We start from the raw sequence: 14,912 nt of genomic DNA on the forward strand, positions 1-14,912 counted from the left end.
TTCAAATAATAGGAGGTAAAGATGTCTGAACGAGATACTAAAGTGGTTAAAATTGAAACCCTCCTCGACCGATTAGGCAATTTAGCAGTTGAAAGCTTTCACTACATTGCCCTATTCATTATTGGCTGTATGGTGGCATGGTCCGCCGTTCATACCGTAATCGAAATCCTCACCGTCAAACAATACGCCACCATTGACGATATTCTGTTGTTATTTATCTATTTAGAATTGGGTGCCATGGTTGGCATTTATTTTAAAACCAATCACATGCCTGTCCGCTTTCTGATTTATGTGGCAATTACCGCCCTCACCCGTCTTTTAATTTCAGATATTCAACACGATCATAAAGCCGATATGGACTTGGTAATTATTACAGGTTCAATCTTGATTCTTGCGCTAGCCATTTTAATTGTGCGTTATGCGTCATGGACGTTTCCTTCCGTCATGCGTGATAAACATCAAGATCAACCCTTACCTCAAGGTAAAACCCCGCGCCCTGAAGATGATGAATTGGCTTAATTGAATCTTGTAAATCTAGCTTACCTACTTTCGAGCATGACCTCTGTGGCTGCGTGAAAATCGGAAGTTGGTAAGTTTTTTCTCTATCTTGGGACTAATACATAGCGACCATTTTCAAAGATCCAGTACATGTTTTGTGGCGGTTCAGGTAATCCTAAACGTTGCCAATCATTGATAATCCGATAATTTGAACTTTCAATGCGCGAATTGGCATCACCAAAAACATAACTGGTACTTTGATGATTGTATTGAGTATAAGTAGGCGCCTGTAAATTAATACTGACATTGGCTTGTGGTCGATTCCAATTGGGTGGCCGATGATCCTGTGGCGGATAAGGTCGGTTTGGATAAGGCGGTTGCGGTGGATAAGGTCGATAATTCGGGCGTTTGGTACTGGTGCCCTGATAGTTTGACCAGCCATTGGCATCTGCGAAGGCATAGTTAGAACTCAGCATCAAGATGACTATCCCACATGCAAAACAGGACTTCACTTTCATCTGCTGCTCCCAATGATATTTGTTGATATTTTAACCTAAGTTTATACCCAAGCATGCATAAAAATAGCAGGCTGGGCAAAGATTTGTACAGGATGTTATTCCTGCTCTGAATGTGAATTTTGATTGCTACGCTTTATGTTAAAATAATTTTTTTCATGGATTAGGTGGAACATTGTGGCGGAATTGAACTTTGAACGACTGCATCAATTTTTCTCAAAAGTACCGAGCGTACAAAAAAGATTAATCGACTCTTATGGAACAGACGGTCAACATGCGTGGTGGTTTAAATTCCAAATTAATGTCGATCATCCTCTTGCATGGCAAACCGTTCAAGAACTAGGACATGTACTGAATTACATTTCAACCAATGAACGTTTACCAACGCAATTTCTTCCAGTTTCGCCTCCACCTTATATGAATGGTGAAGCCAAGGAATTTCTGGCGTGGGTCATTCAATGTAATCACCCAGATTTTCCACCCGATGTGGTTTGTGACTGGCTTGAAGCCCGTTTACCACAACCTGTCGAAGATGAAACGCAGTGGAAAATCAAAACGGATCTACATGAATTAGACAATATGACCGACAAAGAGCTGGATCAAATCATTCCACCAAATCCTCAGGTATAAACAACACCCCCTCTCAATTCCTGATCTAAATCAGGAATTCCCTCCCTTTAAATAAAGGGAGGTTAGCAGGGATTAAAAATTAAAACGTCGATAAACCACTCCATTCCATAAAACGATACAACGCATATTTCAACTTCGAGTCATCCGCGTACTTGGTATAGTCCACACTCATTTGTTTCCCTTCAAGGTTTGACCATGCTGTATTAAAATACTGATTCGCATCTTGGAACACTGGGGCCTGAGTCGAACCCAATACACGCAAGTCTGTCTCTAAATTATAATTTTTAATATTTCTCGCAGTAAAATTGGCTGAACCTAAAATCATCTCACTGCTATTCGCACTCCGCTTCACAATCATTTTACTGTGGCATTGTTCACCTTGGGTATTACACCAACGCACAGCTATGCCCGCTTCATGTAACTCCGATGCCACCTGACGGTTTGGAATGCCATTTTTTTGACGTCCAAAAGCATCTTTATTCGGGTCAAGTAAAACCCGCAGTTGCACACCACGCTCCTGTGCTGCAATAAGGGCTTGAATAATTTGTCGTTCAGATAAATAGAACATTGCCAAATCAATCTGATCGTGTTTTTTTGCAGTCGTAATTAAGTTTAACGTCGCATCTAAAATTGCTTGTTCCGTCAAGACTTGCACTTGGGGTTCTGTTTTGGCGGCTTCAAACTCACCCAGAATAATCACAGGCATGTCACCACCAGACATTCGACCGACCGCTTGCTCAGTCTTTAAAATATCGATGGCGGTATTTCCCGTCACCACTAAAGCGATATTAGAATGTCGCGAACTGCCATCATGTGGGTTCATCGAAGTGACTAAAGCCTTCCACCCCTGTGCAGTATCCACCACCAAAGTTTTACGATGATTGGCTTTAAAATTAAACAAATTAAAATAACTGCGTAAGGTAATTGGTTCTTTACCGAATGGATTTGGCAACCAACCTTTTTCGGGATTATTGCCTGCATTTTGACAGCACAAATACCAGAAACCTGACCAAGTTGGATTTGATGCCCGGAGTGGACGCAAATCGGTTTCAATCACATCAATGCCTGCCTGACGCAGTTGACGATAATGTTCAGGCGCTACGCCACCATAGACTGAATTAATGGGATCGGTAATAAATTTAATTTCAACCTGCGGAAACTGACGGCGTTTCGAAATTAAGGCATCGGTTAATTGTTGGGTTAAAGCTTGCTGTTGCAGCTTCGACTCACCCACTTCTTTATTGAATAAAAACATATCCAATACAATGGTGGTTTGGGCTTCATCAATCATTTTTAACATTTCATTAAAAATGACATGCTGTTGCTGCTGTTTGCCATCACGGGTTAAATAAGTCTGATCCGCTAAAAACTTCACTTGGGCATGCCGTAGTTTCCCTGTGTAATTTAAACCTTCGGGTAATGGCTTTAGCGTATGATAAATCCCTGAAGCCAAATAGCCCAGTGCCAAGAAACTGACAATCACCGCAACATAACGCTGCGGTGTCCAATTTAATTTATGATGAATTTTTCGGAAAATACGCATAAGAAAAAACCTAACCCAATAGGTTCAGGCTAGGTTTTCTTGACACATTTTTCAAGTGGCTTTGTGTGACATCACCTTGAATCCATTCAAAAAGCTGATAGTTCCTTAAAAACCGAACTCCAACCCAACTGTGAAGTTCCGCCCCATTTGTGGAAGTGTCGATAAGAATGACGCGTGGTTATATACGGTTTCATCTAACAGGTTATTGGCTTTGGCATAAACCCGATAATCTGTTTTATCTGAAAGGCGGGCGGCATAAGCTAGACCCAGATTTACCATATTGTAGCCATCTGTTTCTGTTTCATAGACTGCAATTTTGTCTTGCTTGAAGGCACGGTAATATTCCGCAGTTCCTGAAAAACCATCACCAAAATCAGCATCAAAACGTGTTCCTACACGGCCACCAGGAACACGTGGCGCATCCCCTTCAGCATCAATTTTTCCTCGCACATAGTCACCAAATAACGTGGCAGTATAGATTGGCGACAGTTGATAGGAGATTTCCCCTTCAGCCCCATAAAAGCGTGCTTTATCTTGCGTATATTGAATTAAACGAAAATCTTCATAACGATCTAAGGTCTGCGCATAAATATAATCATCAAACCAGTTATGGAACACATGAACATGATAGTTCAGTCGATCAGTATCGTAATGGAAACCCAATTCAAGGTTATTCGATTTCTCAACAGCTAAATTTTCATTGCCCAACTCATAGGTATTGGTTGCCAGATGCTTACCTTGTGAATATAGCTCCTGCGCCATCGGTAAACGTTCTTGATGAGAGGCCACCAAAGACAATTTATAATTCGGTGCAAATGCCCAGTTTGCTGCACCTGAATAAGAAAATGCATGATCGTCATAATCTTTTTGTGGCGAATCAATATCAATACTTTGCTGATCCAAACGTGCTGCCAGTTCAAAATGCACATCGTTCCATTGACGATGCTCTAAAGCAAATAAGCTCCATTTATCTGTGGTACTTGGCCCAGCAAATAACGCTTCTTCTCCCGTAATATCGAGTTTTTGACGACCAAACTGCGTGCCGATTACCCCTTCCCATGCCCCAATCGGGTTATGCAGCAATTCTAAACGCGTGTCATAACCTTCGCTTTTAAAGGTTGTGGCAGCTTGACCTTCTTCAATTTCATCATGTTGATAATCGGTATAACTTGCTTGTACACGTAGTTTTTGGAAGCCTGCAAATGGGTCTGCCAACTCACTTCTAAAATCATAACGCTCGGATTTTAGATCGACCCAAGGACCAGTTTCATGTACGTGCTCGTCATGCGCTGAATCATGTTCGCCATGTGCTGAATGATCATCTTCACCCTCTCCACAGCCAATCAGTACATTTCCTGATGCTTCACAGCTTTCATATTCATGATTATGACCTGGCAATCCATATTGATCTTGACGATTGGTATAAGAAATTCCCGTAAAACCACGATCATAAATCCACGACAACCCCAAGGTCACATTTTGAGACTCCGCAAAAGTGTTATCTACACGACGTTCTTTTTCACCTTCATGAACATAATCTGGGGCAATATAATTATTTGCATCGCGTTTTAGGCCTTCAACACGTAATGCAACTTGATCACCCAAACCAACTGTTACCCCTGCTGTAGCTAACTTTTCATCGTTGCCCGTGTTGTAACGTACACCAAGTTTTCCTTCATAGCCGTTCTCTGGCATCTGGGTGGGAATCTTATTGTCCGTGACATTAACTAAACCACCCACATTTCCAGCACCATACAATAAGGTTGATGGGCCACGTACAATTTCAATTTGCTTGGCCAAAGTGGGATCAACCGTCACCGCATGATCGGGCGATAAAGTGGATACATCCATGGTTTCAGAAGCATTTGCCAAGACTTTTACACGTGCTGCATCTTGTCCTCGAATCACGGGGCGACTGGCACCTGGACCAAACTGATTGGAATATACGCCGACCTGATCACTTAATGCTTCACCTATGGTGGTACCGCCTTGTGCCAACTGATCGCTCTTAATAACATTATCGGCAGCAGAATAATCCACTGCGGTCTGTACCAAAGGATGTGCTGTCACTTGAATGGTTTCTAATTTTTGCGTAGATTCATCATCTTGTGCAAATGCAGAAGGTGCGATTACCGCAAGAATCGCAACGGAAAGTAAATTCTTATGAAATAACATGAGTCAGGTTTGGTCTGGTGAAAGCTATTAATTGTTATAATATAACATTGCAATTATTTTGCAATAAAAAACAGAATCTACATGCTAAGTTCTTTATCCTGTTTGAGCGCAATATCTATTTTATCGCCTTATTTCGAATTATGGGATTAACCAGATTTCATGCCCTTTACCCTGTCTCATGCTGTTCTCGCACCTCCTCTTGCTAAACTCAGCAAAGGATATTTACCCACTGCTGCCCTCGCGATTGGTTGTATGACGCCCGATCTGATACGGCTTTTTACCCAACAAGATGGCGGAAAAACCCATCTCTGGAATGCTTTAATTTATCCGAATTTGGCAATTGGACTGATTTTTTGTCTGTTCTGGTATTTACTCTATCGCCCTGTGTTATATCGTTTTTTAGGATTACAAGATCCATTACAGCTCACACAACTCAAAACAAGCATGGGTTTTATTGTAGGCGTTGTCATTAGCATTTTGGTTGGGGTAAGTACCCATCTCATTTGGGACGGCCTGACCCATGTCGACTTCAGAACCTTTGCCTTTCATGATTTCCTGAGTCAAAGCATCTCCCTATTCGGGCAGAATTTTCCTGTGCATCGTGTGCTTCAAATTGGCACATCAATCGCTGCATTACCCATTCTTGTTTGGATGTGTATCCATTATTTTCAACAGTTCCGACAAAGAGAAAAAGTTTCGCTCAAGATTAAGCTCTATGCTTGGAGTTTATGTGGCTTAACGTTGCTGAGTGGTATTTATTCAGTTTGGGATTATGCTCGTTATTTTTCTCATGAAATCTGGGTCGCAGATCTTTACTATTTTACCGGGCGAAGCATCAATGAATTTAGTCAAGCCGCTTTAGTCATCTTCAGCGCAGGCTGTCTTATTTTTATGTTCTTCGATCAAAAACAGTATTTCAAATAACCTTTTGTTCCCGAATTTTGCACCGAAACGTCCTGAAATAATGTGGAATTTGGATCTAGTCCTTGTGACAAAATCATCAACGAGGCATAATCCTTCCTTTACAGGCGGTACGCTGTTTACGTATGCGCTTCCTTAACCCATATAGTTGGATTTTATACGCTATGATGCGAACTCATTACTGCGGTTCTTTAACCGAAGCCCAAATTGATGAAACAGTAACCCTTTGCGGTTGGGTACATCGTCGCCGTGACCACGGTGGTGTTATCTTCCTCGACATGCGTGACCGTGATGGTTTAGTTCAAGTCGTTATTGATCCAGATACTCCTGAAGCATTCGCAACTGCGGACAAAGCACGTTCAGAATTCGTATTAAAAATTACAGGCCGTGTACGTCGCCGTTATGAAGGCACAGAAAATGCCAATATGGTGAGCGGTCAAATCGAAGTTTTGGGTAAAGACATTGAAGTTCTTGCTCAGTCTGAAACTCCGCCATTCCCTTTGAATGACGAAAATACCAATATTTCAGAAGAAATTCGTTTGAAATATCGTTTCTTGGATATCCGTCGTCCAGAAATGTTAGAGCGTTTACGTTTCCGCTCTAAAGTGACTAACTTAATCCGTAATTACTTCGAAGATCACGGTTTCCTTGACGTTGAAACACCAATTTTGACCCGTGCAACGCCTGAAGGCGCACGTGACTATTTAGTGCCAAGCCGTGTTTCTAATGGTAGCTTCTACGCACTTCCACAATCACCACAATTGTTCAAACAGTTGTTGATGGTGGGTGGTATTGATCGTTACTACCAAATCGCGAAATGTTTCCGTGACGAAGATTTGCGTGCAGATCGTCAGCCTGAATTTACCCAAATCGACGTTGAAACATCGTTCATGAGTGACGATGACATCATGGATTTAATGGAAGGCTTAACGGTTAAAATGTTCAACGAATTATTGAATGTAAAATTCGATAAATTCGAACGTATGACTTATGCAGATGCGATGCGTGACTATGCCTCTGACAAACCAGATATGCGTATTCCATTGAAACTGGTTGATGTTGCAGACTTGATGCAAGACGTTGAGTTCAAAGTCTTCGCTGGCCCTGCAAAAGATCCTAAAGGTCGTATTGTGGCTTTACGTGTGCCAGGCGCAGGTTCACTACCACGTAGTGCGATTGACGAATACACTAAATTTGTTGGCATCTACGGTGCGAAAGGTTTGGCTTATATCAAAGTCAACGAACTTGAAAAAGGCATCGAAGGTCTTCAATCTCCAATCGTTAAATTTATCGAGCCAATCGTACTTGATCTATTGAAGCGTGTTGGTGCTGAAAATGGCGACATCGTATTCTTCGGCGCAGACAAAGCCAAAGTTGTAAATGACGCAATGGGCGCACTTCGTGTGAAGATTGGTCATGACATGAAACTTGCAACTTGTGAGTGGGCGCCGCTTTGGGTGGTTGACTTCCCAATGTTTGAAGAAACAGATGATGGCAAATGGACTTCTGTGCATCACCCATTCACACTGCCAAAATCAAGTGTTGAAGAAGTGAAGAACAACCCAGGTGCTGCGCTTTCTGTTGCTTACGACATGGTATTGAATGGTACAGAAGTCGGTGGTGGTTCACTGCGTATCTATACTTTAGAAATGCAAAAAGCCATTTTTGAAGCATTAGGTATTGGTGAAGAGGAAGCAGAAGAAAAATTCAGCTTCTTACTCAATGCATTACGTTATGGCGCGCCTCCGCACGGTGGTTTAGCTTTTGGTCTTGACCGTTTGATCATGTTAATGACAGGCGCATCATCTATTCGTGATGTGATTGCATTCCCGAAAACCAAGACTGCTGAATGCCCATTGACTCAAGCACCTGCACCAGTTGAAGCCAACCAATTGCGTGACTTAGGTATTCGTTTACGCGAAAAACAAAAAGCTGAAGCAAAAGAAGCATAAGCTTTCGCTTCACTCAAAACCCTGCCTTGTGCAGGGTTTTTTTTATTTTTTAATGAACAACTTTTTTGGACATTGTATTTTTACAGATCATTGCTATTTTTCTTTTGAACTTTTTCTTAATCACGCTTAGAGTAAACCCCAATAGTCAATATTCTGCTGCGACGGTTTTTGCCCTAATTACGCTATTCAAAAATCCATTTTGCTCTTAAGATGCTCTTCTTTTTTTGATTCTATCTATCATAGATTTTAAGTTTCTTTGCAAAATTTTCTCTTACCCTTTCTTGTAAAAAAGATGCTTGAGTCAAAATATGGCTATTTATTTCCTGCTTAAATTTATCGCAATTTTACCTTTGTCATTTTTACAAAGAATCGCGCTTTGGATTGCCTATCTACTCTTTCATACAAACTCCTCCATCAAACGAATTACAGCGATTAATCTCCGATTAGCATATCCTGAATTAAATGAGCAAGCCTTACAAAGGCGTCTTCGTCTCAGCATTCAAAGCCAATGCATGACCTATATCGAATTTGTAAAATGCTGGGGAATGTCACCTCAATACAGCCTAGACTTACTCAAAAATATTCATGGTGCAGAGCTCTTAGAAAAGGCTTTAGCCAATCAAAAGGGCGTGATTGTGGTCGTTCCTCACTTTGGTTGTTGGGAACTGTTAAATGCTTGGTTAAATATTTATACGCAACCCATGATCATGTACAAACCTGACAAAATAAAAGGCGTGAATCGGTATATTTTAAATGCCCGACAGAAATTTAATGCCACCTTGGTACCAACAGATGAAACAGGAATACGTCAAATTTTTAAACATCTAAAGCAAGGTGGTCTGACTGTCGTTTTGCCTGATCATTTACCTAAAGCATCTGGCGGAATTTATTCACATTTTTTCCAGCAAAATACACTATCGGCAACATTGGTTTCGAAAATGGCGGCCAAGACCCAATGCAATGTCATTGGCTTAAGCTGTATCCGTAATCCTGAATTCTCCAGTTTTGATGTATATTGCACCGAATTGCCTCAAACAATTCTTTCAAAAGATTTACAACAATCTGTGGACAGCTTAAATCTGGCAATGCAAGAGATGATTCAGCTCGCGCCCGAACAGTATATCTGGTCATACAAACGTTTCAGGAATTGTTATGGCAATGTCAATGTTTACTGTAAACAACCCACGATCTGACTTTTTGTAGATTATAAAAATGAAAGCTCAAATTTATATAAATTTGTATAACATTGAGCTGATTGTTTTTATTCATTTGAGATCAATTCTGAGCAGTGGCATAATAGCCGCCAGTTTTATATAGATAGATGAGCAAGCTTATGGCTATGCGTCCTGAAGTCCGCCGTCGTGGTCTTGTGGTAATTGTTTTTGCAGTCGTCCAGTGGTTATTCATGCGCTATATTCTTGCCAATGGTTTATTTAACTTAGACACCTCTGACCGTATTCTGTATTTCTGTGTGAGTAGTTTAGGGGGGGCCTTTGCCATCTTTGTCGGCTTGATTTACATGGTATTGAAGGGTAATCCAGAGAAGGATTAATAAATAAAGTACGAAATGAAAAAAATTTTATTTATTGTAGATGATTTAGGAAAAGGTGGAGCCGAAAAGGTAACACTTGAACTGGCGCACACTTTAGCAAACAATGAAAATTTAGTAACTCTTGCTGTTTTAAATTCAAGCAAAAATACTCTAGTCGTTGATTCATCTATTGAATATATTGATTTAAATATCAATCCTAAATTCGCATTTGGAAAACTTTGGAAATTCAAAGAACTATCCTTACAAGAACAAAAAATAGTTTCTTCGGTGATTAATGAAAAAAAATTTGATCTTATTATTCTAGGTTTTCATAATGGCTATTATTTGGGTAAATATCTGACCCAGAAAAAAAATGTCTGGTATTGGATTCATGGGGAACTGATTGAGTACCGTCCAACTAAAAGCTTATTTAAACGTATTAAAGAAAATTTTCGACAAATCAAAAATCAATATAAATTTCGTAAACTCTTCGCACATAAAAATCTGATTACAGTTAATAGAGATCTACAAAATAAATATCAATTTTTATTACCCAATAGTAAAGTCATACATATTGCAAATGGTGTTACTATTCAATCAGAATGTTATTCTAAATTAGAAAAAAAATGGGATGTCATTTTTGTAGGGCGTTTAACATCTATTAAACAAATCGATCATGCTATTTTAGCTTTTTCTAAAAGTTGTTTATCTGGAAAGATGGCTATTGTTGGTGATGGTAATGAAAGTGATAAAGCTAAACTTATAGCATTATGTGAAAAACTCAATATTATTGAACGTGTTGATTTCTTGGGTTGGATCAATGATCCATATCCTTTCATAGCCCAAGCATCCTGCTTGGTCATGTCTTCAAATTATGAATCTTTCGGTTTAGTAATCGCAGAAAGCTTATGTCTAGATACCCCAGTGGTTGCCTACAATTGTTCACAAGGTGTTGCTGATATTTTATCATTACAAACTGATATGCAAGAATATTTGGTTGAAAAGCAAAACATTGATGAACTTGCACAAAAGTTAGCACAATGTGTGCAATCCCCCTATCCCATCTTAACCAACACTAAGAAAAAATTAAGTATTCAAAATACAGCCAAGCAATTTATTCAATTAATAGAATAAAAACTATCAGCATACTCTCAATTTAATTAGAGTGAAATTCCCCAATTCTATAATTTTAAAGTAGTAATAAATTGATCATACTGTTGGGCTATTATTTTAAATTGATATTTTTCTTTAGCATCTACATATCCCCCTTGAGCAACTTTACAAAGTTGCTCAGGATGTTCAATTAAAAAAGCAATATTGTTAGCTAAACTATCAACCTCACCACACTTTGCCATCAAACCATTTTCACCTTGTCGAATAATTTGTTCAACACTAATATGATCACTCGCAACAACTGGCTTACCCCATGCAAAAGCATCCAATATGGCTAAAGGTTGAGTATCATTCATGGTAGGCACGAGTGCAATATCAATATCTTTATAAAATTTACTTTTATCTTTGCCACCAATCCAGCCTAAAAACTCTACTTCACTTTCTAAATTCAAATCTTTTACCTGCTGAATTAAAGCCTTTTTCTGCTCGCCTTCTCCAGCGATAAGAAGCTTCACTTTATATCCTTGTCGCTTGAGTTGTTCTACCGCAGAAATTGCTAAATGTGTACCTTTATATTCTACCAATCTCGTCATGATACCCAGAACAACTGGCTGCCCCAAGCTTTTAGATAAAGATGGTAGATTATCTGGTACGTGAATTAAGTTTGAAATAATAGCCTGTGGTTTTTTAGTTAAATCGATACCCTTCTTTTTTGAAGCATCTGCAACACACTGTGCTACATAAGGCGTAATATGAATAAATCCATCTGCTCTCACCGTTCTTTTCACATTATGGCTGTGATTCATCGCAATTACAGGACATTTGATTCGTGCAAAAAACATTGCATTTTTAAATAAATAAACTGCACGTCCGCTGTGGGCAATCACGACATCAGGACGATAACTACGCAACCATAAAGCCAATTTTACTGAGGCTAACAGATCATAGAATCCTGAACTGTTGAGATAAAATTTTGGATAATTTTCAGATTTTAAATTCTTATTTTCCTCACCATATACCAAGACACCCTCATGCCCTTTACTGGCTAAGGCATCAAAAGTATTGAGCATAGCTTGCCAACGACCACCTGAAGCATCGCCATATACAGTGTGAATAATTTTTAATTTTTTCAAGAAAAAGAGCCTTTACGGTAAACTTTACCAATTGTTCATTTGGTCCACATTCTAATATTTTCAACCAAGAGAAACCATCACCTATTTTAAAATAATCCTTTGCCTATTCTCGTTAAATCTCACTTCTGACAAGATTATAGAATTTTGTTACCATACAAAGCAGATAGATCAAACACTCAAATATGATGAAAAGCAAACCTAGCCTTGCAGTTCTCCTTATTCACGACCAACGTGCTGGACACCTAAATCCCAGTCTTGGCGTATATGACTGCCTAGAAACAGCTTATACAACAATCTTAAATAAAGTCGAAACTCCCAGCATAAAGAAATGGCAAATAAGCCTTTTGAAAAAGCTCAGTTGGTATCCACCTTTATTTGATTTTTGCTCAGCCATTTTTTTCAAAAAAATTCATTCAAAGCAAAATATTGACTGTATTATCTGTTCAGGCATGCCAAATTTGCTCTATGGTATTTTTGTCAGTCGCAGATTAAAAGTTCCATTGTTTTACGCAGGTGATTTACGCAAAGTAAATGGACAACTGGTGAACTGTACAATTACAGCACTAGAACAAAATACTGCTTCGGACCAAGTTGTGCTTGCCACCCCACCAGTTAAAAAAGACTTTATTAATCTGCAACAGGACCAACTCGACCAAACAACAGCTTTATTGATCTTAGGTGGCCCGACAGATGAGCATCCTTTTACATATGACGATTTTGAAAAAATCATCGATAAATTTATTGCATTTTGTACTCAAAATCAACTGAAGGGACTCATCACCAATTCACGCCGCACACCGGATTTAGATCGCTATTTTCAAAAAACTGATATCCCTGAAAATATTCAATTGCATTTAGTTCAAACAAAAAATGCGTTATCTCTGGTTCAGCTCATTCAACAGACCACTTATATTTTTGTCACAGAAGATAGTACCTCAATGCTAGCTGAAACCATTCAAAGTGGGCGTTTTATCTGTTCAATTTATAGCTCTGAGTCTGTTTTAGAACCTTTAAATCAGAAATATCTTCAACATAAACTCATGCAGCGACAAAATTTAGCAGAAAATTTTCAACGTCCAGAGTATAAAAATACCCAAGATTTGGATTTAACTGGACCAATTGTCCAAGCTTTTAAACGTAATTTAGGATAATAAAATGATCTCAGTCATCCTCACTCACTACAATAAGGGTTTATTGCTCAACAGAACGATCGATTCACTACAACCCGAAGATGAAAATTTACATGAAATTATCGTGGTGGATGACTATTCTACAGATCCAGAATGGCCAACTAATTATCAATACTTATTGGTCAATTATCCCAAAGTCAAAATTATCCAAAATACAGACAATAAAGGTCCCGCAGTTCGCCTGAACCAAGGTGCATTTGCTGCAACTGGCGATTATCTTTTTTTCATGGACTCTGACGATATCCTAGCTCCAAATCGCTTAAATATGTTTTTACATGAGATGCAAAAACAGCAAGCAGATTTATGTTATGCAGAAAAAGTAAAGATTCACGATTTAAATGAAATTAGAAAACATACTACTGGAACCTGGGAATCTAGTACAACTCCCCTAAGCTATGTACTTGAAAATAATATTATGCAGATGTGTGTCATGTGTACTCGTGAATTATTTTTAAAGTCGAAAGGCTGTAATGAAAATATATTTATTCAAGATGAGTCGCTTGCCCTAAATTTAGCCAAATATTCTCAAAAAATTATTTCTAGCAATTTACATAGTGTTTTTGTTCTTTTAGATGAAAATGAAACCAAAGCGATTCGTGGAGAAAATCGTTTATCACGCCATTTAGCACAACAACACCACGATATGTTCTTTACGATTGATGACTTTATTCGTGATTACCTTGATCTAAATGAACAAGATAAAAAGTTATTAACTAAAAAAGCACTTTCAACATACTGGAAAAGTATTCGTCATACACCACAAAAAAAGTTTTCTGACTTTCTGATGTATTTAGCTGCGCAGATTAACCCTATTCAAACCTGGAATAAACACCATCAAAAGCTCACCATATATTTTAATCAATTAAATCCTGTACGTAAAATTAACCAAAGAGCGTAATTACGCTCTTTTACCTAATTTCATTCGCAATTTAACCGCAAAAAGTGAATCTTTCCCACTAATTTTGATACGTTGCAGTTGCATAAAGTCTGGTTGTAAACCATCAATACCTTCTACAGTCGTGACTGCATTACTATACCCAGCCTGCCGAGCCAGTTTCACGTCTCTATCTGAATAAATCCCAAATGGGTAAGCAAAACTGGTGACTGGTTGAGCTATCAGTTGTTCAAGTTGCTGTTTTGCATCAACCAGTTCACGTAAACAATCTGCATCATCCAGTTCATTTAAATTAGCGTGTGTGAGCGTATGCGAACCAATTTCAATCAGCCCACTATCTGCTAATTGCTTAACCTGTGCATCATTCAATTTTGGTTCACGCATGAGTTCACCACTATTATGGTGTGCTTTTTTATAAGTCGACCAGTCACGATCATGCCGATCAACCACCACATAAATGGTGGCTTTGGCTTGATATTTTTCTAAAATTGGATATGCATTTTCCAAGTTATCCAAATAACCATCATCAAAAGTAATCGCTACGGTTTTTTCAGGGTGTTGTCCCCAATTCTGTTGTAATTCTTGCATCGTAACAAAATGGAAACCTTGTGCACTCATCCATGCAACTTGTTGCTCAAATTGTTCTGGTGTAACTCTCAACTTATTAAATTTTGCCCCATCAATATGCTCTCGTACCATGTGATACATCAGCACACGTGGTCGTTTCCAATCTACCGCAGGTTTCCACCACGCATATTTATAACTAAACATTACAATAAGTAAAACCAGTAAAATTAGAATATAAATCACAGTACC

The 14,912-nt window shown here is 38.8% G+C and carries 14 protein-coding genes; 9 read left to right on the forward strand and 5 right to left on the reverse strand.

Translation table 11 applies throughout. The features are described from left to right. Window positions 1-21: 21 nt before the first annotated feature. Window positions 22-519 carry a phosphate-starvation-inducible protein PsiE gene (locus M5E07_RS13540; protein WP_116761587.1) on the forward strand — a complete coding sequence of 166 codons (498 nt, stop codon included), beginning with the start codon at window positions 22-24 and terminating at the stop codon, window positions 517-519. 83 nt (window positions 520-602) lie between these two features. Here M5E07_RS13540 and M5E07_RS13545 read toward each other — a convergent pair whose 3' ends face one another. Next, window positions 603-974 carry an RcnB family protein gene (locus tag M5E07_RS13545; RefSeq protein ID WP_252223840.1) on the reverse strand — a complete coding sequence of 124 codons (372 nt, stop codon included), beginning with the start codon at window positions 972-974 and terminating at the stop codon, window positions 603-605. Window positions 975-1,190: 216 nt separating this feature from the next. On the opposite strand from M5E07_RS13545, the gene M5E07_RS13550 reads away from it, so the two are divergent. Next, window positions 1,191-1,643 (forward strand): hypothetical protein, encoded by a 453-nt coding sequence (locus M5E07_RS13550; protein WP_116761591.1) that lies wholly within the window; start codon window positions 1,191-1,193, stop codon window positions 1,641-1,643. 79 nt (window positions 1,644-1,722) lie between these two features. Here M5E07_RS13550 and M5E07_RS13555 read toward each other — a convergent pair whose 3' ends face one another. Then, entirely contained in the window at window positions 1,723-3,186 is a 1,464-nt protein-coding gene (locus M5E07_RS13555) for a phospholipase D family protein (protein WP_252219985.1), read from the reverse strand. Between the two features lie 105 nt (window positions 3,187-3,291). Continuing rightward, on the reverse strand, window positions 3,292-5,361 hold the full coding sequence (gene znuD / locus M5E07_RS13560) for a zinc piracy TonB-dependent receptor ZnuD (RefSeq protein WP_252219988.1): 2,070 nt from the start codon (window positions 5,359-5,361) through the stop codon (window positions 3,292-3,294). A gap of 159 nt (window positions 5,362-5,520) precedes the next feature. On the opposite strand from znuD, the gene M5E07_RS13565 reads away from it, so the two are divergent. From M5E07_RS13565 to M5E07_RS13585, 5 genes are all read left to right on the forward strand, one after another. Further along, entirely contained in the window at window positions 5,521-6,285 is a 765-nt protein-coding gene (locus tag M5E07_RS13565; protein ID WP_252219990.1) for a DUF4184 family protein, read from the forward strand. 161 nt (window positions 6,286-6,446) lie between these two features. Next, the gene (gene aspS, locus M5E07_RS13570; RefSeq protein WP_252219993.1) at window positions 6,447-8,234 is read left to right on the forward strand and encodes an aspartate--tRNA ligase; all 1,788 of its coding nucleotides are present in this window, start codon (window positions 6,447-6,449) and stop codon (window positions 8,232-8,234) included. A 308-nt stretch (window positions 8,235-8,542) separates the two neighbouring features. Next, window positions 8,543-9,427 carry a lysophospholipid acyltransferase family protein gene (locus tag M5E07_RS13575; protein WP_252219995.1) on the forward strand — a complete coding sequence of 295 codons (885 nt, stop codon included), beginning with the start codon at window positions 8,543-8,545 and terminating at the stop codon, window positions 9,425-9,427. A 140-nt stretch (window positions 9,428-9,567) separates the two neighbouring features. Next, a complete protein-coding gene (locus M5E07_RS13580) occupies window positions 9,568-9,786 on the forward strand; it encodes a hypothetical protein (protein ID WP_252219997.1) in 219 nt (72 codons plus the stop codon). Window positions 9,787-9,801: 15 nt separating this feature from the next. Next, on the forward strand, window positions 9,802-10,899 hold the full coding sequence (locus M5E07_RS13585) for a glycosyltransferase (RefSeq protein WP_252219999.1): 1,098 nt from the start codon (window positions 9,802-9,804) through the stop codon (window positions 10,897-10,899). Window positions 10,900-10,946: 47 nt separating this feature from the next. Here M5E07_RS13585 and M5E07_RS13590 read toward each other — a convergent pair whose 3' ends face one another. After that, the gene (locus tag M5E07_RS13590) at window positions 10,947-12,011 is read right to left on the reverse strand and encodes a glycosyltransferase family 4 protein (RefSeq protein WP_252220001.1); all 1,065 of its coding nucleotides are present in this window, start codon (window positions 12,009-12,011) and stop codon (window positions 10,947-10,949) included. A 449-nt stretch (window positions 12,012-12,460) separates the two neighbouring features. On the opposite strand from M5E07_RS13590, the gene M5E07_RS13595 reads away from it, so the two are divergent. Together M5E07_RS13595 and M5E07_RS13600 are read left to right on the forward strand one after the other, a co-directional pair. After that, window positions 12,461-13,162 carry an ELM1/GtrOC1 family putative glycosyltransferase gene (locus tag M5E07_RS13595; RefSeq protein WP_252220003.1) on the forward strand — a complete coding sequence of 234 codons (702 nt, stop codon included), beginning with the start codon at window positions 12,461-12,463 and terminating at the stop codon, window positions 13,160-13,162. Between the two features lie 4 nt (window positions 13,163-13,166). Continuing rightward, window positions 13,167-14,099, forward strand: a complete 933-nt coding sequence (locus M5E07_RS13600; protein WP_252220005.1) for a glycosyltransferase family 2 protein — start codon at window positions 13,167-13,169, stop codon at window positions 14,097-14,099. On the opposite strand, the gene M5E07_RS13605 is transcribed toward M5E07_RS13600, so the two are convergent. Next, the gene (locus M5E07_RS13605; protein ID WP_252220008.1) at window positions 14,100-14,906 is read right to left on the reverse strand and encodes a polysaccharide deacetylase family protein; all 807 of its coding nucleotides are present in this window, start codon (window positions 14,904-14,906) and stop codon (window positions 14,100-14,102) included. Window positions 14,907-14,912 lie beyond the last annotated feature (6 nt).

It is taken from the genome of Acinetobacter tibetensis (assembly GCF_023824315.1).
In the GTDB taxonomy this organism is placed as follows: domain Bacteria; phylum Pseudomonadota; class Gammaproteobacteria; order Pseudomonadales; family Moraxellaceae; genus Acinetobacter; species Acinetobacter tibetensis.